Annotated in this window: 18 protein-coding genes; all 18 read left to right on the top strand. The window is 52.1% G+C overall.

What is annotated here, in order from left to right:
* Positions 1-138: 138 nt before the first annotated feature.
* The 18 genes from GT019_RS06980 (at position 139) to GT019_RS06895 (ending at position 20,257) form a co-directional block, all read left to right on the top strand.
* Positions 139-885 (top strand): YveK family protein, encoded by a 747-nt coding sequence (locus GT019_RS06980; protein WP_161742277.1) that lies wholly within the window; start codon positions 139-141, stop codon positions 883-885.
* Positions 886-1,225: 340 nt separating this feature from the next.
* A complete protein-coding gene (locus GT019_RS06975; protein ID WP_161742275.1) occupies positions 1,226-2,179 on the top strand; it encodes a GDP-L-fucose synthase family protein in 954 nt (317 codons plus the stop codon).
* Positions 2,180-2,201: 22 nt separating this feature from the next.
* Positions 2,202-3,215: a GDP-mannose 4,6-dehydratase gene (gene gmd, locus GT019_RS06970; protein ID WP_161742274.1), complete on the top strand. Its 1,014-nt coding sequence runs from the start codon at positions 2,202-2,204 to the stop codon at positions 3,213-3,215.
* A 31-nt stretch (positions 3,216-3,246) separates the two neighbouring features.
* Complete coding sequence (locus GT019_RS06965; RefSeq protein ID WP_161742272.1) at positions 3,247-3,816, top strand: putative colanic acid biosynthesis acetyltransferase; 570 nt, start codon at positions 3,247-3,249, stop codon at positions 3,814-3,816.
* Positions 3,817-5,061, top strand: coding sequence for a glycosyltransferase family 4 protein (locus GT019_RS06960; protein WP_161742270.1), 1,245 nt, complete (start codon positions 3,817-3,819; stop codon positions 5,059-5,061). It abuts the gene before it with no gap.
* Between the two features lie 30 nt (positions 5,062-5,091).
* A complete protein-coding gene (locus GT019_RS06955) occupies positions 5,092-5,730 on the top strand; it encodes a CpsD/CapB family tyrosine-protein kinase (RefSeq protein WP_161742268.1) in 639 nt (212 codons plus the stop codon).
* A 55-nt stretch (positions 5,731-5,785) separates the two neighbouring features.
* A complete protein-coding gene (gene galU, locus GT019_RS06950) occupies positions 5,786-6,676 on the top strand; it encodes a UTP--glucose-1-phosphate uridylyltransferase GalU (RefSeq protein WP_161742266.1) in 891 nt (296 codons plus the stop codon).
* Between the two features lie 11 nt (positions 6,677-6,687).
* Positions 6,688-7,386 carry a sugar transferase gene (locus GT019_RS06945; protein ID WP_161742265.1) on the top strand — a complete coding sequence of 233 codons (699 nt, stop codon included), beginning with the start codon at positions 6,688-6,690 and terminating at the stop codon, positions 7,384-7,386.
* A 90-nt stretch (positions 7,387-7,476) separates the two neighbouring features.
* Positions 7,477-8,667 carry a glycosyltransferase gene (locus tag GT019_RS06940; RefSeq protein ID WP_235947112.1) on the top strand — a complete coding sequence of 397 codons (1,191 nt, stop codon included), beginning with the start codon at positions 7,477-7,479 and terminating at the stop codon, positions 8,665-8,667.
* A 54-nt stretch (positions 8,668-8,721) separates the two neighbouring features.
* Positions 8,722-9,996: an O-antigen ligase family protein gene (locus tag GT019_RS06935; RefSeq protein ID WP_235947274.1), complete on the top strand. Its 1,275-nt coding sequence runs from the start codon at positions 8,722-8,724 to the stop codon at positions 9,994-9,996.
* Entirely contained in the window at positions 9,993-11,210 is a 1,218-nt protein-coding gene (locus tag GT019_RS06930; RefSeq protein ID WP_161742260.1) for a glycosyltransferase family 4 protein, read from the top strand. Before GT019_RS06935 ends, GT019_RS06930 begins: the two co-directional genes overlap by 4 nt.
* A gap of 5 nt (positions 11,211-11,215) precedes the next feature.
* Positions 11,216-12,265 carry a glycosyltransferase family 4 protein gene (locus GT019_RS06925; protein WP_161742258.1) on the top strand — a complete coding sequence of 350 codons (1,050 nt, stop codon included), beginning with the start codon at positions 11,216-11,218 and terminating at the stop codon, positions 12,263-12,265.
* Positions 12,262-13,149, top strand: coding sequence for a glycosyltransferase (locus GT019_RS06920; protein WP_161742256.1), 888 nt, complete (start codon positions 12,262-12,264; stop codon positions 13,147-13,149). The genes GT019_RS06925 and GT019_RS06920 overlap by 4 nt, the downstream gene beginning before the upstream one ends.
* Positions 13,150-13,180: 31 nt before the next feature.
* Entirely contained in the window at positions 13,181-14,527 is a 1,347-nt protein-coding gene (locus GT019_RS06915) for an oligosaccharide flippase family protein (RefSeq protein ID WP_161742254.1), read from the top strand.
* Between the two features lie 61 nt (positions 14,528-14,588).
* Positions 14,589-15,542, top strand: a complete 954-nt coding sequence (locus GT019_RS06910; RefSeq protein WP_161742253.1) for a polysaccharide pyruvyl transferase family protein — start codon at positions 14,589-14,591, stop codon at positions 15,540-15,542.
* Between the two features lie 97 nt (positions 15,543-15,639).
* Positions 15,640-16,980: a UDP-glucose dehydrogenase family protein gene (locus GT019_RS06905; RefSeq protein WP_161742251.1), complete on the top strand. Its 1,341-nt coding sequence runs from the start codon at positions 15,640-15,642 to the stop codon at positions 16,978-16,980.
* A gap of 78 nt (positions 16,981-17,058) precedes the next feature.
* Entirely contained in the window at positions 17,059-18,432 is a 1,374-nt protein-coding gene (locus GT019_RS06900; protein WP_161742249.1) for a sugar phosphate nucleotidyltransferase, read from the top strand.
* A gap of 31 nt (positions 18,433-18,463) precedes the next feature.
* On the top strand, positions 18,464-20,257 hold the full coding sequence (locus GT019_RS06895; RefSeq protein WP_161742247.1) for a glycosyl hydrolase family 28-related protein: 1,794 nt from the start codon (positions 18,464-18,466) through the stop codon (positions 20,255-20,257).
* Positions 20,258-20,457: the final 200 nt, after the last annotated feature.

Raw genomic sequence — 20,457 nt, 5'->3', positions numbered from 1 at the left:
TACGATTTGTATCAGTCAAGTGCGCTAAGCCGCCAAGACGATTAAAACCTGAGCTTCTGGTATGAAAACGGAATTTTTATTGGTTTTTTTGAAAAACACCTGAAAGTTTTCTGAAAATTAGGTTCACGGAGGTTGGCAATGGAGTTTAAAGAGTACATCAAAATTGTCAAACGAAGGATTTACCTTATTGTGGCTTGCAGCATTCTGATAGGCGCGTTTACGGCGTACGTCAGCTACGTGAAGCTGCCGAACGAATATCAAGCCAACGTTAAGCTGATCGTCAACCGTTCGACGCCGCTGGAGGATTACAAGCTCGACATCAACGAAGTCAATACCAACATTAGGCTTATCAATACATATAAGGAAATCATGAAGACCAGGGCCATTATGGATAAGGTCGTCACCCAGTACCCGGAGCTTCATATCAATTCCGATCAGCTTCTTAGCAACTTCACCGTTAGCTCCGTCAACGACACGCAAGTGATGACGATCAGCGTTAGGGATCAAACCTATAAACGGGCTGCCGATATAGCAAATGCCATATCGATCGTGTTTCAATCCGAGATCGTCTCGATCTACAAGGTGGATAACGTCATTATACTGAGCGACGCCAACCCCGCCGACAAAGCCGCGCCCGTAACTCCCAACCCCGTGAAAAATACGTTTTTGGCCTTCATCGTATCGATGATTGCCCTTACCGGCATTGTATTTATCCTGCATTACTTGGATGACACGGTAAAAACCGAAAGAGACGTCATGGATACGCTGGGCTTAACGACCTTCGCAGCCGTAGCGAAAGCCAAAAACCGCGATTTCAAATCGCCGCGGGACAATAATAAAAATCGGCCGATCGGCGAAGCGCCCGTGGCAACGGTCAATCAGTAACGGTTGACAGCGGGGAGCAACGCAAATAGGTCGTTCAGGTAATGCCTACTGCACCTTTATAACTGTAGGCACTCGGTCACGCTGTGGGTTTGCGAACCTTAGACGTTCATCGTCGAGGGTGTGATGTGAGGACGGGTTAGATGCCCTTTTTATTCGAACTTTGTTCCAACTTGATTGTTTTGCCGTGCTTGCCAAAACAATTGCGTTGGAACGGTAACGTTACTCGCATGCTGATGTACATAAGATTCGAAAGCCTTGTAGATGCATTCTCCAAAACCAGTCATTCGAGCATAGATGCCCTGCGAGCACATGACATTCATTTGAGGGACGGTGTGAAACCTTGGATAAAGACGCGAAAATTTACGTGGCCGGGCATAGAGGGCTCGCCGGGTCGGCAATCGTTCGCAAATTGAGGGCCGAAGGATACGGCAATCTCGTGGAGCGAACGTCTTCGGAGCTCGATTTGAGGGACTTCGATGCCACGTTGGACTTTTTCAAACAGGAATCCGTTGATTGCGTTTTTTTGGCGGCGGCCAAAGTAGGCGGCATTATCGCCAACAACGAACAACCGGCAACCTTTATCCGCGATAATCTGCGCATCCAGACCAACGTAATCGAAGCTTCGCATTTAACCGGCGTAGGCAAGCTTTTGTTTCTGGGGAGCACGTGCATCTATCCGAAATTCGCTCCGCAGCCCATGAAAGAAACGGATCTGCTGACCGGCGAACTGGAACCGACGAACGAACCTTACGCGATCGCGAAAATCGCGGGCATTACAATGTGCAAATCCTACAACAGGCAATACGGAACGAACTATATATCGGTCATGCCGACCAATTTGTACGGCCCGAACGATAACTTCGAGCTGGCGCATTCTCATGTATTGCCCGCCTTGATGCGGAAGTTCCACGAAGCCAAAAAAAATGGTCTCCCGGCTGTCGAAATATGGGGGACGGGTATGCCGCGCAGGGAATTCATGCATGCGGATGACCTGGCGGATGCTTGTTTGTTTCTGATGAAACATTACAGCGAAAATGAAATCGTCAATATCGGCGTCGGAGAGGATATTTCGATTCGGGAGCTTGCGCTGCTGCTCAAAGAGCTGGTGGGATTCGAAGGCGAGCTTATTTTCGATACGTCGAAACCGGACGGAACGCCGCGCAAGTTGGTCGACGTTACCAAATTGAACGGCTTGGGCTGGAAGTCCAAGATCGATCTGCACCAAGGTCTCGCTCAAACCTACCGCTGGTTTTTGGAATCCGAAGCGAATTTAAGATCCGTTGTCATTCAATAGGAAGTTCTCAGGAGGGGATACGATGAAGAGAGCGTTAATTACAGGCGTTACCGGCCAGGACGGATCGTACTTGGCAGAGTTTTTGTTGGAGAAAGGCTATAAGGTGTTTGGTCTCCGCCGTCGTACGAGCACGCCGAATTACGAGAATGCGATGAAGATCAGAGACCGGATCGAATGGGTTTCCGGCGATTTGACGGACCTTGCTTCGCTGATCGAAGCCGTCCGTCTATCCGATCCGGACGAAGTATATAACCTCGCCGCCCAATCCTATGTCGCGGCATCGTGGCCGCAGCCGATTACGACGGGGCATATCACGGCGCTTTGCGTGACCAACATGCTGGAAGCCGTTCGTATCGCGAAACCGGATGCGAGATTTTATCAAGCCTCGAGCAGCGAAATGTTCGGCAAGGTATTGGAAGTGCCTCAAAAGGAAACGACGCCGTTCTATCCCCGGAGCCCTTACGGGGTCGCCAAAGTATACGGGCACTGGATCACGGTCAACTATCGCGAAAGCTTCGGCATGTATGCCTGCTCGGGCATTCTGTTCAATCATGAGTCTCCGCGGAGGGGGCTGGAGTTCGTAACCCGCAAAATTACGGATGGCGTAGCCCGGATAAAGCTCGGCCTCCAAGCAGAGCTTCGATTGGGAAATATCGACGCGCTGCGCGACTGGGGATATGCCGGAGATTATATAAAAGCCATGTGGCTGATGCTTCAACAGGAAGAACCGGACGATTACGTGATTTCGACGGAGGAAACGCATTCCGTCAAGGAGTTTCTCGAGACGGCGTTTTCGTTCGTAGGATTGGATTATCGGGATTATGTCGTCTTGGATTCCAGATTCGTCCGTCCGGCCGAAGTGGATCTCTTGATCGGGGACTGCTCCAAAGCGAAGCAAAAACTCGGATGGAAGCAGGAAGTCAGCTTTAGCGAGCTCGTTCACATGATGGTGGCCGAAGATATCAAACGGGTACGGGCTGAAATCAGCTATCATAACGCGCTTACGAGCGACGAGGAAATCGGGCAATTGATATAACCTGCGTCAATGATATAAGGAGCTGTGGGGAATGGAAAATCGGATACGGTTAGACAGGTATGATCAGAGCTGGTTTGCCAGAGGGCGCAGCAATGCGGTGGTCGTCTTGTGGTGGCTTGTCCAAGGCTCGCTCTTTCGTTATTCCCTACAGCCGATGTATGCGTGGCGCCGATTTCTGCTGCGATTGTTCGGCACGGAAATCGGCGAAGGCGTTCAAATCCGACCGACCGCAAAGATCACCTATCCATGGAAGCTGAAGATCGGCGCGCACACTTGGATCGGCGATGAATGCGAATTATACAGCCTGGACTACATTCATATCGGAAATCACTGCGTCGTATCGCAGCGCAGCTATCTGTGCACGGGGTCCCATTCTCTCCAAGATCCGAATTTCGGTTTGATTACCAAACCGATCGCGGTGAAGGACGGAGCCTGGGTCGCAAGCGACGTATTCATCTACCCCGGCGTTACGATCCATGAGATGGGCGTCGCAGCGGCAAGAAGCACGGTCACGAAGGATATTCCCGCCGGTCAAGTCTATGCCGGTACGCCGGCGAAGTTTCAAAAAATGAGATTTTCAGACAATGAGGAGTACGTGTGAATGAAGAGGAGAATCGTTTTTGTCATTAACTACTTCTACCCTGATTTCGCCTCAACCGGACAACTCATGACGACGTTATGCCTTCATTTGCAAAATGAATTCGATATTACGGTCATAGCGGCCCAGCCGGATAATGTTGAGGATGATCTTGAGAAGCGCACGAAACTATTTACCAAAGATATGCTTGAAGGCGTACAAATCATACGGATTCGGATGCCGGCCGTAGATAAGACCAATAAATTCAGCAGAATGAAATATATCAGCACGTATTTCCTGCTGGCTCTGTTCGTCGTGCTTCGCCAACGCCGCACGAATATCATTTATACGATTTCGTCGCCTCCGATTATCGGCGGGCTGATCGGAACGATCGGCAAAGTATTAAAACGCGCGAAGCATGTGTACAACATCCAGGATTTCAATCCCGAGCAGGCGGAAGCGGTCAGCTTTCTGAAACAAAGCTGGGTCTTCCGGGTGGCAAAATGGATCGATAATTGGAACTGCAAAATGGCGGATCATATCGTGACGGTCGGCCGCGACATGCAAGAGACGCTGACGAATCGGTTTTCTGGCCGAAACGGCAAAATCCCGAGCAACACCGTCATCAACAACTGGGCCGAAGAAAACGAGATCGTGCCGTTACCGAAGGAACATCCCAACGTGGAACGCTTCTTGGCGGCCAACAACCTGAAAGGTAAATTCATCATCATGTACTCCGGCAATCTCGGGCTTTACTACGACTTGGAAAATATCATCCAATTGACGTCGCGGTTTAAAGACCATCCCGACATTGCTTTTGTCTTTATCGGAGACGGCGCCGTCAAAGATAGAATGAAGCAATTCGTATTGCGGGAGAAGATCGAAAATGTCTTGTTTTTGCCGTTTCAGCCCAAGGAATACATTAAATATTCGCTCAATGCGGCGGATGTCCATCTGGTCGTCAATCAGAAAGGCATCAAAGGAGTTTCGGTGCCAAGCAAGATTTATGGCGTCATGGCATCCGGAAAGCCGATACTGGGCGTTCTTGAATCCGGCAGCGAGGCTTGCCGTTTGATCGTGGACAGCAATTCCGGCGTCGTGGTGGAGCCGAGAGACTACGACGGCATTTATGCTGCGATCATGATGCTTTACAACATGGGCGAGCATCATCTGCAGGCCGCCGGTCTCCAGGGCAGACGCTACCTGGAAAGCAATCTGAAGAAGGAGATCTCGTTGGAAAAATACCGCTATTTGCTTCAAAGCCTTTAAAAACCAGAAATGTAGGGCAGGTGTAAGAGCATGCCGAGCGATACCAGACGATTAAAAAAGCAAATCGTAATGGACACCAATCCACAGGCTGCCGTCTGTGAGGCATACCGGACGCTCCGGACGAATTTAGAGTATTCATCCGTCAGCGAAAACCACAAGGTCATCATGTTCACTTCGGCACAGAACGGCGACGCAAAAGCGGTAACCGCGATAAATTTAGCCATCGCGTTCGCGCAGACGAACAAAAAGGTGCTGATTATCGATGCCGATTTGCGAAACCCCAGGCTGCAGACCGTATTTGCCGTAAACAATTCGAAAGGATTGGCAACGGTGCTCGGCGAGAGCGGGGAGGCGGCAGAATGCATTCAACCGACCCATATCGACATGCTGTACGCGCTGCCTTCCGGGCCTATACCGTCCAACCCTTCGGAATTGTTGTCCTCTCCCAAATTATCGATGACGATCGAGGAGCTTCGCCGCTATTTCGATCTCATGATCTTGATTGCCCCAGCTGCAACGCTTTCGGATCCTTACATCGTCGCCTCTAGATGCGACGGGGTACTGCTTGTTATTGATTCCGGCAAGGTAGGCCGCAGGGATGCGCTGAAAATCAAGAATGGCCTGAACCATGTCAAAGCGCATGTGCTGGGAGTCGTGCTTAATCAATAGTCAATCATGCCTAAACATATAAGCAAGTTATCCAATGGATTGGAGAGTGGAAGAGATGAAAAAAGTGAAGAAAGCAATTATTCCCGCAGCTGGCTTAGGCACACGGTTTCTTCCAGCTACAAAGGCTATGCCTAAGGAAATGCTCCCGATCATCGACAAGCCGACGATTCAGTACATCGTGGAAGAAGCGATCGAATCCGGAATCGAAGACATTATCATCGTGACGGGGAAAGGGAAGCGCGCGATCGAAGATCATTTCGATTCGGCCTTCGAATTGGAACACAATCTTTACGAGAAAGGAAAGCTGGAGCTCTTGAAAGAAGTGCAGCGTTCCTCGAAAGTGGAGATTCATTATATCAGGCAGAAGGAGCCCAAGGGACTTGGACACGCGATATGGTGTGCCCGAAAATTCATTGGGGATGAGCCGTTTGCCGTACTCTTGGGAGATGACATCGTAGTCGGCGAGACGCCGTGCCTGAAACAATTAATACAGCGCTATGATCAAACCGGCTCGTCCATCATCGGCGTCCAGGTCGTATCCGAGGAAGAAACGCAGCGATACGGCATCATCGAGGGCACGCGAATCGGAGCGGAGCTGTTTCAAATCAACGACCTTATCGAAAAACCGCCGCTTGGAGAAGCGCCTTCGAACTTGGCCATCATGGGCCGTTACGTTCTTACGCCGGCGATCTTTGATTTTCTGAGCTTGTTCGAACCGGGGGCCGGCGGAGAAATACAACTGACCGATGCGATGCGAAAGCTGAACAAAATTCAGCACATGTATGCCTACCAATTCCGGGGAACCCGATACGACGTCGGAGAAAAGCTTGGCTTCATCTTGACTACGCTCGATTTTGCCTTAAATAATCGAGAGCTTCGCGAACCGCTGTTGAATGCGCTGAAAGACGTGCTGAATCGTGAACGCATTACCAATGCAATAGGATAGGGGATAGAGAGATGAGTCTAACCAATATGACGCCGGAAACCGAAGGTCTGGAACACACGGCTTTCTATGATCGAATGGGCACGGCGAAGCAAGTCGAGCAGCCGACCTTCTACACGGTCACCAAACGCTTGATGGATATCTTGCTTTCATTGACGGGGCTTATGATTCTCTCGCCATTGTTTATCTTGCTCGGCGTGATCATCAAGATCGAAGATCCGAAGGGGCCAGTGTTTTTCAAGCAGAAGCGGGTCGGGAAGAACGGTCAGGTATTCATGATGATCAAGTTCCGTTCAATGGTTTCCAATGCGGAGGCATTGTTGAACGACTTGCTGAGCAAGAACGAAATTTCCGGCAACATGTTTAAAATGAAACAAGATCCCCGGATCACGAGGATCGGCAAAATCATTCGGAAAACGAGCATAGACGAGCTGCCTCAGCTCATTAACGTTCTCCGGGGGGAAATGAGTCTTGTGGGTCCGAGGCCCGCGCTGCCCCGGGAAGTCAATTTGTACACTTCATATGATCGGCAACGGCTTATGGTGACGCCCGGCTGCACAGGGTTATGGCAAGTAAGCGGACGTAACCAGCTGAGCTTTGAAGAAATGGTCGAACTGGATTTGAAGTACATTCGAACGAGAAGCATCGTACGAGACCTGAAAATCATCTTGAGAACCTTTAAGGTATTTTTAGGATCGAGTGATGCTTTTTGATCTTTCCGGGGCGGAGATTTCCACATGAAAAAAATCGTATTCATCACAAATCGACTTCCCTTCCCCAAGACGGACGGGAGAAAAAATTTATTGAGCCAGTATATTCAGCAAATCAAAGAGCTATTCCCGGAAAGCGAAATCATCAATCTGTCCTTTATCGATGACCCTAAATATTTGAAGCATCAGTCCTCGCAAATTGCGAGGCTGGTTCCGCTTAAACCGCCGGGGTTCCTCGAAAAGCTGTACAATATCGCGGTTCATACTTTGCTGCTGAGAAGATGGCCGCTCCAGGTTTCCGTTTTCTACAATCGCAAAACGCATAAGGAAATCAAAGCGATCATCGATGCAGAACAGCCGGAATTTATTATTTACGATATGGTGCGCGTCGCGGAGTACTGGACGAACGGACCGAATCAGAAAATATTAAGTTACGACGATCTGCTTTCGTTGCGTTATCAGCGGCAATTGCAATGGTTCAAATACATTCCATCCGTATTCGGCGGTTTTTCCAACAAACTGCCCCAATCTCTGAAACGGCTGACTTCGTTGAAGTTCGTCCAAAAATGGCTCATTGCGTACGAAAGCCGGCTGCTCCTCACGTACGAGAAAAGAGTGGCCGGCCGCTTCCAGCATCTCATTTTTACTTCCCCGAAGGAAGCGGACAGCTTCCGGCAAACCGTGAACCACCGGTCCTGCCATGGCATTCCGATGAAGTTCGATCCCGACCTGCTGAAGACGGAGCAGAGGCGCAATTACGATCGCAATAAGCTGGTATTCGTCGGGAAGATGGATATTCCCCATAACAGTTCGGCGGTATTTTACTTTTGCGAGCATATTTGGCACGAAGTGAAGCTCAAGATGCCGGAGGCGATGTTTTACATTGTCGGAAAAAACCCGACGAAAGAAGTCAAACAGCTGGAACAGAAGTATCCGGACGTGTTTGTAACCGGAGAGGTGGATGACGTCGAACGTTACGTAAGCGACTCCGCGCTCATGATCGCTCCATTGCTGTTCGGGACGGGAATCAAGACGAAAATCATCGAAGCGATGTCATGGGGCGTTCCCGTGGTGACGAATCCGGTCGGGAGCGAAGGCATCAATGCCAATCACAACGAGGATTTGTTCATCTGCACCACGGACGAAGACATGGTGAACAACGTGCTGCTTCTCTTGAGCAACGACGAGGTCAACGACAGGCTGTCCCGTAACTCCATTCATTATGTGCTGAGTCATTTCAGCAGCTCGGTGACGAAGAAAAATCTTAAGCTGATCTTATCTTGACGAGGGCTTACAAAGTAGGTGTTTCCTATCCGGAGTGCAATCGTATTTTTGTTTATGCTTTCGCTGTCGGTGCTCACCTACGACAGTTTGCCTTTCATACATTTTTCGGTTTACCGGCCTGTCGCGATGTTCCCCTTGTTCCTGGCGTCGATCCTGCTGCTGTTCGAGAAATTCCGTTTCGGCAAAGGCGATTTTTTTCTGATCGGCTTCTGCGTGTACAGCGTCTGCCATTCCCTTGTCATCTGCATGGGTTATGGGAGTATGGGAGCATCGATGAAGCATATCTTCACCTTGATGATCGGCCTGGGCATGTATCGGGTGGCGCTATATATAGGACAATTATGCAAGGAAGACCCGAAGATTCGAAGAATGATGGCCATCAGTTTATGGATAGCCTTTCTTCCGCCGATCGCGATCGGCTGCCTTCAGTTGGTCGACTCTTTCATCGTGAAGTCGGGGTTCTCGATGTCGATAACCGGTTTGTTTTCGGAAAAAGTTTATCTGCGTCGCATTCAGCTGTTGTCCGGCGAACCGTCATGGGCGGCTATTCACGTCTTGTCCGGCGGCTTGATCATGAGTTACTTGATACGGCTCGGCTATCGCAGCCTGAGGATTCCGCTGGTCTTGAGCGTACTGTTGATGGTGCTGTCTTTCTCCGCTTACGCCTATAGCGTTATTCTGATCGCCCTTATTTTCTACATAGTGTTGACCAGCAAGAATCGAGGAAGAATGCTCCTGATTCTGGGCGGCACCGTTGCGTTCGTTGCGGTGTTTATCCCGTTCCTTATTGACTACTTACATATAAGCGGCTATTTCGCGAAACGATTTCAGTTCGATTTCCAGGCGATGCTGAAGACGGACAATTCCGTCTTCGTACGCTTCGTGTTTCCTCTCATCGGGGTTTACGAGTTTTTAAGGCATCCCGTCTTCGGCTTGGGCGGCGGCTATTATTTCTACGAATTCAACGCGATATTATTCGAGAAATTCAGCTACGGCCTCAAGTTCAAGGAAGTTTATGACATTGCGTACGTGATGCCGGACAGCGCCACTTCCCGGAATTTGTTCGCGAAGGTCTTGTCCGAAGAGGGAATAGTCGGATTCATGCTGTTTATCGGATTCTTGAGTACGGCCGTCAAAGGAAGTTCGCCGTATGCCAAGTTTGCGCTGGCCCTTTGCTTTTCGCTTGTCATGAATTTCGATTCCTACTCCTTCGTGAACTTCTGGCTGTTGATCGGGTTCATCCGCGGCGGGTTTTTTAATGAAATGCCGGCCGCGCGGGAAGCTGGAACGGAGACGCTGAGCACGAAAGGAATGAAACAGATCGCATGAAAATCGTCATCATGAACAGCCTGTACACGCCGCATATCATAGGAGGCGCCGAGATCTCGACGCAAATCTTGGCGGAAACGCTCGCGGCGTCGGCCGAAGTCCATGTGCTCACGGTCGGCGGACAGAAGCGCGCCGCCGGTATCGCGTCGGAGGTCGTCAATGGGGTAACCGTGCACCGCATGCCCTATAACAATCTGTATTGGATCGGCGAAGGAAATGAAGCCGGGACGCTGAAAAAAACGTTCCGAAGACTGATCGACCTGTACAATCCGCTGCAGATCGGGGCCGTGCGCAGGCTGCTGAAGCAGATTGCACCGGATCTGATCCACACGCAGAACTTATCCGGATTCGGCGCTGCGATCTGGACGGCGGGGGATTCGAACGTACCGATCGTGCACACGCTCCGGGATTATTCGCTGCTCTCGCCGGTCAGTTCGCCGATCGGGAATCCGATGCTGTCGCGAATGTATCAATGGGGTTCTCTCGGCGTCAGCCGGCGGGTGTCCGCGGTCGTCGGAATCTCGTCGCATATCCTGAAGCGCCATACGGACGCAGGTCTGTTCCCGAGCGCAACCAAGCTTGTCATTCCGAACGTCGTTGACGGAGATATCGCGGGCACGGAGAAGGATTTCGACCGCAAGCCGCTTCACATCGGTTATTTTGGCAGAATCGAGCCGGAGAAAGGCGTGCGCGAGCTGGTCGAGGCCGTCCGTTCCCTTCCGAAGGAAATGGTGGAGCGGGTTACCGTTTGCGGCGAAGGAGGCTTTCGAGCGAAGCTCGCTGAGCTTTGCCGGGACGATGACCGATTCGTTTTCACCGGCAAGGTCACGCCGAAGGAAGCACGCGGCTTCATGGCGAAAGTCGACGCGACGTTCGTGCCGTCGATCTGGGAGGAACCGTTCGGCCGGGTGATCATCGAGTCCTACCAAGTCGGCACTCCGGTTTACGCTTCGGCCGTTGGGGGCATTCCGGATGCCGTATGGAACCCGGACGAATTCCTGTTCAAGCCTGGAAGCGCGGAGGCGATCATGGAGAAAATCGCGTCGTTCCACGGCAAGACGGGCGAAGAGAAGAGATTCATTCAGCAACAGTGCCTGAAGCATTGCGGCTGGTTTACCAAAAGCTCGCTGCTGGAAAACCATCTGGAGCTTTACGGACGAATCAAGGAATCCGGCAGCCATGCCTATGCGCTTGCGGCCGCGAACGGGAGGTGACGCCGATGGGCAAGCCGACCGTTTATATGTGGCCCAAGTCGAGTCCGCACAACAAATACAGCGAACTCTTGACCCGGTCGATCGAGCGGAACGGCCTGCGGGTCGAGCATTACGACCGCGCAGCGATGTTCAAGCCCCGCAGGGGAGACATCGTGCATCTGCACTGGCCGAGCAACTCCTACACGGCGTCCGTCTTTGCATTGACGATCGTCAAATCGTTGTTCTTCGCCTTGCTGCTCCTGCATTACAGATGCCTCGGCGTACGGCTGTTCTGGACGGTTCACAACGTTTGGCCGCATGACGGCAAAACGCGGTGGGACCGGTTGATGCGCAAGTACATCTTGACCGTGTGTCACCGGGGGTTCGTGCTGAGCGAGTCGGTGAAAGACGAGGTAGCCGGCACGTTCGGCGTGCCGGCGAGCAAGCTCGTGGTGACGCCGCACGGGCATTACGTGGATGCTTACGTCAGCAAAGGCACGGATATCCGCAAGCGGTTCGGCATTGCGCCGGATAGCTTCCTGTTCCTGTTCATCGGCCGGATCAACCCTTACAAAGGAGTCGATCAACTCGTCGAAGCCTATTCGAAGCTCAAGCTCAAGCCGGGGACATGCGAGCTGCTCATCGCGGGGCATGTCGATAAAGGGTACAGTCTCGATTTCATCGATAGGGTCAACGACGGTTCGATCCGCGTGAATCCGCAGTTCGTGGATGACCAGGAAATGGCCGATTTCCTGGAAGCGGCCAACGTGATCGTGCTTCCTTACAAGCAAATCACGACATCCGGAAGCGCGATTCTCGCGCTCTCCCACAAGAAGCCGGTCGTTGCGCCGCGATTAGGCGCGCTCGGCGAGTATGTCTCCGACGGTTGCGGCATCTTGTACGATCCGGATGACCCGGACGGCTTGCGCAAGGCGCTTCGGCAGTCCATGGACATGGACGCGAGGGAAACGGAGCTGCGCATCGCGGCAAAGCTGGGAGAACTGGACTGGGGCCGGATCGCCAGCAAAATGGTGCAGGTTTATACCGGTACGAAACAGGTTGAGGTGAATGCATGAAAGCAACCGTAGCGATTTGTACCCATAATCGGGCAGCGGATTTGAACGAAGCGCTTCAGAGCCTGCTGCATCAAAGCTTTGATCAATCGTACGAGGTCATCGTGGTCGATAATCGTTCCACCGACCAGACCAAGCAGGTCGTGCTCGATTTCCAGGGCATGATCGACATCCCGATTCTTTATCTGTACGAAGAACGGCTGGGGCTCTCCGTCGCCCGCAACCGCGCCATTCGCGAAGCCAAGGGCGAATACGTGCTGTTCCTCGACGACGATGCGGTCGCATCCGAAGATTGGATCCGCGGCATCGTTGCCTTGTTCGACCGCGACCCGCGCATCGGCTGCGTAGGCGGTAAAATCGTGCCTGCGTGGGAGGGAAGCGCGCCCCCGTGGCTGCTTCCGGAAAATCGGACGCTGTACACGATCCTCGATTATGCGGACGAGATCGTGGAAATGCGCAAGCCGGCTATCCCGTTCGGCGCGAATGTAGCCTTCCGCAAATCGCTCTTCGCTTCGATCGCACCTTTCCGGGAGGATCTCGGAAGAGTAGGCAGCAATTTGCTGTCGAGCGAGGAGGCCGAGTTGATCGACAGGATCCGCGCCAAGCATGCGGTCTATTACACCCCGCATGCCTCGGTGCTGCATAAAATTCCCCGCAGCCGAATCAGCCGGAAATGGCTGCTGCGGCGCATTTATTGGCAGGGGGTCAGCAGCGCGGTTTCATCGAAGAAAAAGGCGGGCATTTTCTTGAAATCGCTCGTCAAGCTGCCGGTATATGCTCTGCTTACGATAGTATTCTTGTACGATAAGCGCAAAAGTTTCCGGAACATAAGCAAGATTACGTATAATAACGGGCAAATTCGAGGCGTCCTGAGGATGTACCAATGATGAGAATACGCGGAGTAAGGATGACGAACGGATGAAGAGGCTGCTGCAATCCATTCAAAAAAGGCTGACCGGTCAAGGGGCCTTTCAGGCGATTCTGCATACCAGCGCAGCCAACTTGCTGATCATGATTTTGGGCACGTTGACTTCCATCGTAACTGCGCGGTTTTTCGGGGTGGAAGGAAAGGGAGAATTCTCGGCCATCCTGTTTTGGCCGACGCTCCTGGCCGGTCTCGTTAGCTTCGGGCTGCCGACGTCGCTCATCTTTAACATGAGGACGAACGAGGCTCAAGCGACCGAGTACGTTCGCGCAGGCTTCTTGTTCCAGGCTCCCGTCAGTCTTGTCGTCGGCATCGTAGCTTGGTTCTGTCTTCCGGTCTGGCTTGCCAATTACCCCGATGCCGTCGCCCAAATCGCGAGATGGTATACCGTATTGACCTTGCCGATGCTGCTCGCCGTCAATTTGCTCGCGGCTTTGACGCAGAGCATGGGCAAATTCAACCTGTACAATGGCTTGCGGCTATACGTCCCGTTGAGCAATCTGGTCGGACTGCTGCTGTTATGGGCGATCGGCGAATTGAACCTGCAGTATGCCTCGTTCGCGTTCTTCGCGACAAGCTTGATGGTTATCGTGTGGTCGCTGTACAAATTGCGGCGAGACTTGAGCTTTAACTGGCTGAAGCCGTTCTCGGACCGAATGGTATTCAAAGCGTTGTTCGGTTACGGCGGAAGAGTGTTCGGCGTCGAATTGCTGGGGACGCTTTACTCGCAGTGCGATAAGCTCATTATTCTGGCTCTTCTGCGTCCGAGGGACTTCGGACTGTACACGGTCATTTATACGTTGTCCCGCGTATTCAACGTCGTGCAGATGGCCATCTCGAACGTGATCTTCCCGAAGGTCACGGGCATGGACAAGGACAAGATTCTGGCAACGGTCGGAAGGGCGTTTCGGCTTTCGTTCCTGCTTATGTGCGCGGCGGTCATTCCGGGGATGATCATCGGGCGATTCTTGCTCGGTCTTCTGTTCGGCACGCAGTTTCTGGAGGCTGGCGACGCGTTCTACATCCTCTCTTTGGAATGCATAGTCGGCGGGGGCTCGTGGATTCTCGCCTCGTCTTTCAACGCCATGGGCCGTCCTGGACTCGTCGTTCTGAGGCAGGCGATCGCGCTTGCCGTTACGATCGGTCTGTTTTTCGTCTTTACGCCGCTCTATGGCTTGAACGGCATCGCCTTCGCCCTGCTGCTCGGCGCCGTCACGCGGATCGTCATTACGATCGCGGCCATGAAGCTGGTCTTCAAGGTCAGAATCGTCGATATTCTGTACGATAAAAACGATTTGCGATTCCTCTTCAAGCGATTTTCCCGAAGCATGTCATCCTAGAGCGGGGTTCGATCGAAATCGACATAGCGTGCCTCTTTATTAAGAAGAAGGAGACGGATAAATGACTACGTTACAGTTTGCGCATCCGATGGATGAACTCAAAAACAAGCTTCTGCACATTTTGAACGTGATCCCGCCTCAATCCAAAATCTATTACATTGATTATCCCGTGTACGGTAACGGCGGCGATCTGCTGATTATGAAAGGGACGGAAGCTTTCTTTAAAGATAATCGCATCCAGGTCCAGGCACGCTACAGCGTATTGGATTTTCCGAATGGCTTGGCCATTCCGAAGGATAAAATCATCGTGCTGAACGGCGGCGGCAATTTCGGGGACTTGTATCCGACGCATCAGAAACTGCGAGAGAAGATCGTAAACGACTATCCGGATAATCGGGTGGTTATTTTGCCTCAGACCATTTTCTACAAAAACGAAACTGAACTCGATCGCACGGCAGCAGTATTCAATCGGCACAAGGACCTGCACCTCTTTGTTCGAGACACGTTGTCGCAAGAGCTCGCGCAAACTAAGTTTAAGACGTGCCATGTGTATTTGTCGCCGGATATGGCCCATCAATTGTGGCCAATCCATAGCAATTATGCACCTGAGAAGGATCTGCTCTGTTTTCTCCGCACCGACATTGAAAAGACGGTTGAACAGGAACGGTTTGAATCTTCGGACCAAGGGGATTATTTGGACTGGGCCACGTTGTTTAACAAAACCGAGCAGAAAGGAATCCTGCTTTTCCGCAAATTGCTGAAAATAAGCGGCGGCAATTCCTTGCTGAGCAAGTGCTGGGGAATGTACACCGACTATCTCGTAAACAAGGCGGTCAACCGGTTCGGCAATTATAATACGGTCCAAACATCACGCCTTCACGGCCATATCTTGTCATGCCTCATGGATAAGCCCAATGTCTTGCTGGACAATTCTTACGGCAAGAACGGCAACTACTACAGCGCATGGACCAAAGGCATCGCTTCGGCGAAATTGGCCGGCTCGACCGGAGAATAGAATGGCAATCAGGTTGAATATCAACTAATGTACCGAAAACGCTAAGGTTATGCTTACGATGCTGCGTTTTCTTCGAAAACGCTTGGGAGCTGAAATCATGAACATCACAGTCATTGGCACCGGTTACGTCGGACTCGTATCGGGAATCTGTTACGCGGAGCTTGGGAATCGCGTGATCTGCGTCGACAAAGACCTAGCCAAGGTCGCAACCCTGCAAAACGGGGGCATCCCGATCTATGAACCCGGCCTGCAGGAGCTTTCGGCAAAAAATACGGCTGCCGGCAGGCTGAGCTATACGAGCGACCTTCGCGAAGCGGTCGAGCAGGCGGATATCGTCATCATCGCCGTCGGCACGCCCTCGCTCCCGAACGGCGAGGCGAATCTCGCTTACATCGACCAGGCGGCCATCGAAATCGCCCAAGCGATGAACGGGTACAAGATCATTGCCGTGAAAAGCACGGTCCCCGTCGGAACGAACGAACGCGTCGCCAAATTAATCCGGAGCTGGACTGCGGAACAGTTCCATAGCATTTCCCTGCCGGAGTTTCTGCGGGAAGGGTCGGCCGTGCAGGATACGCTGCATCCGGATCGCGTCGTCATCGGCGCCGACTCCGAGACGGCCGCCGAGACGATCGTCCGGCTGCACCGATCGTTGACGGATCAAATCGTCGTGACGGACATTCGAAGCGCGGAGATGCTGAAGTATGCGTCCAACGCCTTTCTCGCGACGAAAATCTCGTTCATCAATGAAATCGCGAACATTTGCGAGAAGGTCGGCGCCGACGTCACCCGCGTCGCGGAAGGCATGGGCTACGACAAGCGGATCGGGCACGCGTTCCTGAAGGCCGGCATCGGCTACGGCGGATCCTGCTTCCCGAAGGACACGAGAGCGCTCATCCAGATCGCGGGGAACGTGGATTACGAATTCAAGCTGCTGCGCGCGGTCGTCGAAGTGAATCAAGATCAGCGGATGAATGTCATCCGCAAGCTGGAATCGATCTTCGACGGGGAGCTGCAAGGGAAGACCATCGCCGTCTGGGGACTGGCTTTCAAGCCGAATACCGACGATGTCCGAGAATCGCCGGCACACGAGATCATTCAGTATTTGACTCAGAGCGGAGCCCATGTAAAGGCGTATGATCCGATCGCGACCCGCAACTTCCGATCCATGTACGGAGAAAACGGCGTGATGTGGTGCGATGACGCGCTGCAGGCCGCGACCGGCGCGGATGCGCTCTGCCTCTTGACGGAATGGGACGAATTTGTGCGTGCGGACCTTGTCGAGCTGCAGTCGCTGCTGCGCAAGCCGATCCTGATCGACGGACGGAACGTCTTCAAGGAAGCGGATTTGGCGGAGACGAAGTTCATCTATTACTCGATTGGCCGCCCGCGCTTGAACCAAGGGATCAAAGAAGAAATATCCGCCTTATACGGTTAATTCGGTCAGGTTTATTTCAGAGGCCACGAATAGGCGTGCAAACAGAAAGCGATGAAAATGGTTGAAGGAGTGTTGGAGATGAAATTAGTGCTTCTTTCCGGCGGATCGGGCAAACGGCTATGGCCATTATCGAACGAGTCTCGTTCGAAGCAGTTTCTTAAAGTGTTGTCGGACGATAAGGGTGACCGGATTTCCATGGTGCAGCGCGTGTGGTCCCAACTCGGCCTGGTAGGCTTGCAACAGGATACCTTGATCGCGACAGGCATGTCCCAGAAAGAAATGATTCAAACCCAGCTCGGCTATGAGGCCGACATCGTCATTGAACCGGAACGCCGGGATACGTTTTCCGCTATCGCCCTCTCCGCCGTATATTTGTATTCGATATTGGAGATCGGCTTGGACGAGACCGTGATGGTGCTTCCCGTCGATCCATATGTCGAGAACCGTTTCTTTGAACAATTGCATCGTCTGGAGACGATTATCGGCGATGCGGAAGCCGAGATCGGTCTTATCGGCGTACAGCCAACCTATCCTTCCGAGAAGTACGGCTATATCGTTCCGAAGCAGCAGGAGGAACGGTTGGGATATATGCAAGTCAGCCATTTCGAAGAAAAACCCCGTGAGTCGAGAGCGCAGAGACTGATCGAACAGTCCGCGCTATGGAACTGCGGGGTTTTCGCTTTTAAATTGGGCTACTTGATTAATCATCTCATTGAACGGGGATATCCGATTCAGTTCGACGAGCTTCAGAAGCAGTACCACAAGCTGCCAAGCATCAGCTTCGATTATGAGATCGTGGAGAAAGCGGAACGGGTCGTTGTTTTGCCGTACGATGGCTATTGGAAAGACTTGGGAACTTGGAATACCCTGACTGAGGAAATGGACTCGGCGTTAATCGGAAACGGCATCGTTTCCTCCGATTGCGATCGGACGCATGTCATTAACGAGCTTGGCATCCCGGTCACCGTTCTCGGCGTCAGCAATATTGTGGTTGCGGTTAGTCCGGACGGCATTCTTGTCGCCGATAAAGAGGCAAGTCCCCGGATCAAAGAAGTCATGAAGCATAACGAGCAGCGCCCCATGTACGAAGAACGCCGTTGGGGGCGCTATCGGGTGATCGACTATATCAAGTACGACAGCGGCAAACAGGTGCTGACGAAGCGAATACGGGTAGATGCGGGCTGCAATCTGAGCTATCAGTATCATCTGCATCGCGATGAAGTATGGACGGTCATCGAAGGCGAGGCGCAAGTCGTGCTCGATAACGAGATCCGTTTCATCCGGACCGGCGACGTCTTGCGTATACCGGCCTATGGCAAGCATAGTTTGCGGGCGATGACGAATACGGAAATCATCGAGGTGCAGTCCGGCACCGAGGTTGTTGAAGAAGACTGCGTGCGTTTGACGGCGGAGTGGGAAGAAATTTTGAAAATTTGCGCGGTCCGGAATTAATCGGTAGTTGCATAGGGGAGGTATGGCACGGATGTCGGACAATGATCGTCACATGATGAGCCGCAGGAAGCTGCTCATTTCCATGGCTGCGGTCGGCGTAGGCGTGGCTACGGGAAACATACTCCCTTCGTTGTTGAACCGCAATTCCAAAGAAGAAGGAGATTATGTTGCCGCGGCCGTCATGGCGGACAAAGAAAGCCGATTGGTAACGGATTACGGGGCAGTCGGCGACGGCGTCAAAGACAATACGCAGTCTTTTCAATCGGCGATTAACGATGCGGTTGCCAAAGGCTATAAGCTTGTCATCCCGAGCGGACGCTTCCTAATAAAAGGAACCCTGGTCAACTTGGACAACGTGAGCATGCATGGCGTCTCCCTGACCAAAAATTATTGGAGACAAGACAACTACGACGACTTTGAAAAAGGGGCCTCCGTCCTTATCGGAACGGGCAAGAACGCACTTTTCGGAAAGAAAATGAGCAGGGCTGCCTTTACGGGCATCTGTTTTTCCAAATTCGGCAGAATCGCCGATCCTTCCAGTCCCCGGTACGTGCTGTTCCAATCCTGCAGCTTCAAGGATGTAACAACCGTGCTCGACGCGCCAAGTAACCAAACGGCGGCCTATCATAATTTCAAGTTCGTGGATTGCGCGTTTACCGTCTACCGATCGAGTGCATTATTCAGTGGGCGTATTCTCGATTCCATGTGGGATAGGTGCGTTTTCGTCGGTTCCAATCCGATGGAGCTTACCCAGGCCAAAGCTAACCAGGTGACTAATTCGCGATTCGAATGGATCGACCGGGGGACGGCGATTTCGCTCTATGCCTGCGAACAGATGCTCTTCAACGGCAACTACTTCGATCGCATCAGCGGCGCGGCGTTCGAGATCAAGCAGGGGAATAAAGAGATCTTGATTACGGGCAATCAATTCAACCGATGCGGGAGCGGGCTAAGCTCTGCCGGCGATTCGTTAAATTATAAAGATCTCAACAAAAGCTTCATTATTCTCTACGGAGAATTTACGGACGTGAACATTTCCGCCAATACGTTCTCGAAGAACGCGAGCGGCGATCACGACGGGGAGCCGTGTCCCAAGTATGTATTGGCCAAGCGAGCGGGCATCGCGGACTGCACGCTCCGATTTTACGGGAACGACGTTGAGAATGGTTATACGAAGACGTTTTTGTACGTGGAGGACAAGGATTACTCGTCGATCTTGATCAAGGGAGAGAAGGCGTTTCAAGAGTTATCCCAGCATGTCATCGATATGGCGAAATGCAGCAACTATAATATCGAAGCCGCTTGCACCTCGGAAGTAAAGTTGTCCGAGGTGCCGTCGAATTTGATCGTGCATAACAAGTCCGCGATCAAGATCGAAGGCAAGCAGCTAGGGACGGTATTCGGAGGAACCGTCAATGGGTATCCGAGATATGACCGGCCGGAAATCATATACGAGGAGACGGGACCGAAGCTTTCCTCGTCGAACGGAGCAGACAAGCTATCCGGCTATAGCATACCGATTACGAGGATGCTTCACGGCGTGCAGCTTACGATCTCGTTCGTGTACGTCACGAGCGGGTCGCCGAATATGAAGATTTCCGCTTCCATCAGCGGGTCGACCGACATAAAACTGCCTGACTTGACCGGTGCCGCCCAACGAAAATTGTACGTCGCGAATCTCTACGTTCCGTTTCAATCAAACGGAAAAACGCTGCAAATCAATTACGGAGCTCTCGGTTCGCTGAAAGGCAGCGTTCAAATCTATGCCTTCGCTGCGACCTATGCTTCGTTTACGCCAAAATCGATCTATGATCAATTAGGATAATCGTTATTAAGCGCTTCTTATAGCAGCTCTAGCCGGAGCTGCTATAAGAAGCGCTTTTTTAGTCGATAGAAGAGGGAGTATTGACATGATACGAATTGTAACATAATATTGAAGTAATGATGATACTAAATGTATCTCGAATGTTGAGAGGATGGGAGTGCCATGACTGTCGCATCATCCTACTTTCGTTTTGGGTTTCG

It is taken from the genome of Paenibacillus glycinis, assembly GCF_009909185.1.
In the GTDB taxonomy this organism is placed as follows: Bacteria; Bacillota; Bacilli; order Paenibacillales; family Paenibacillaceae; genus Paenibacillus_Z; species Paenibacillus_Z glycinis.
This window is presented reverse-complemented; position numbering and strand designations above follow the sequence as displayed.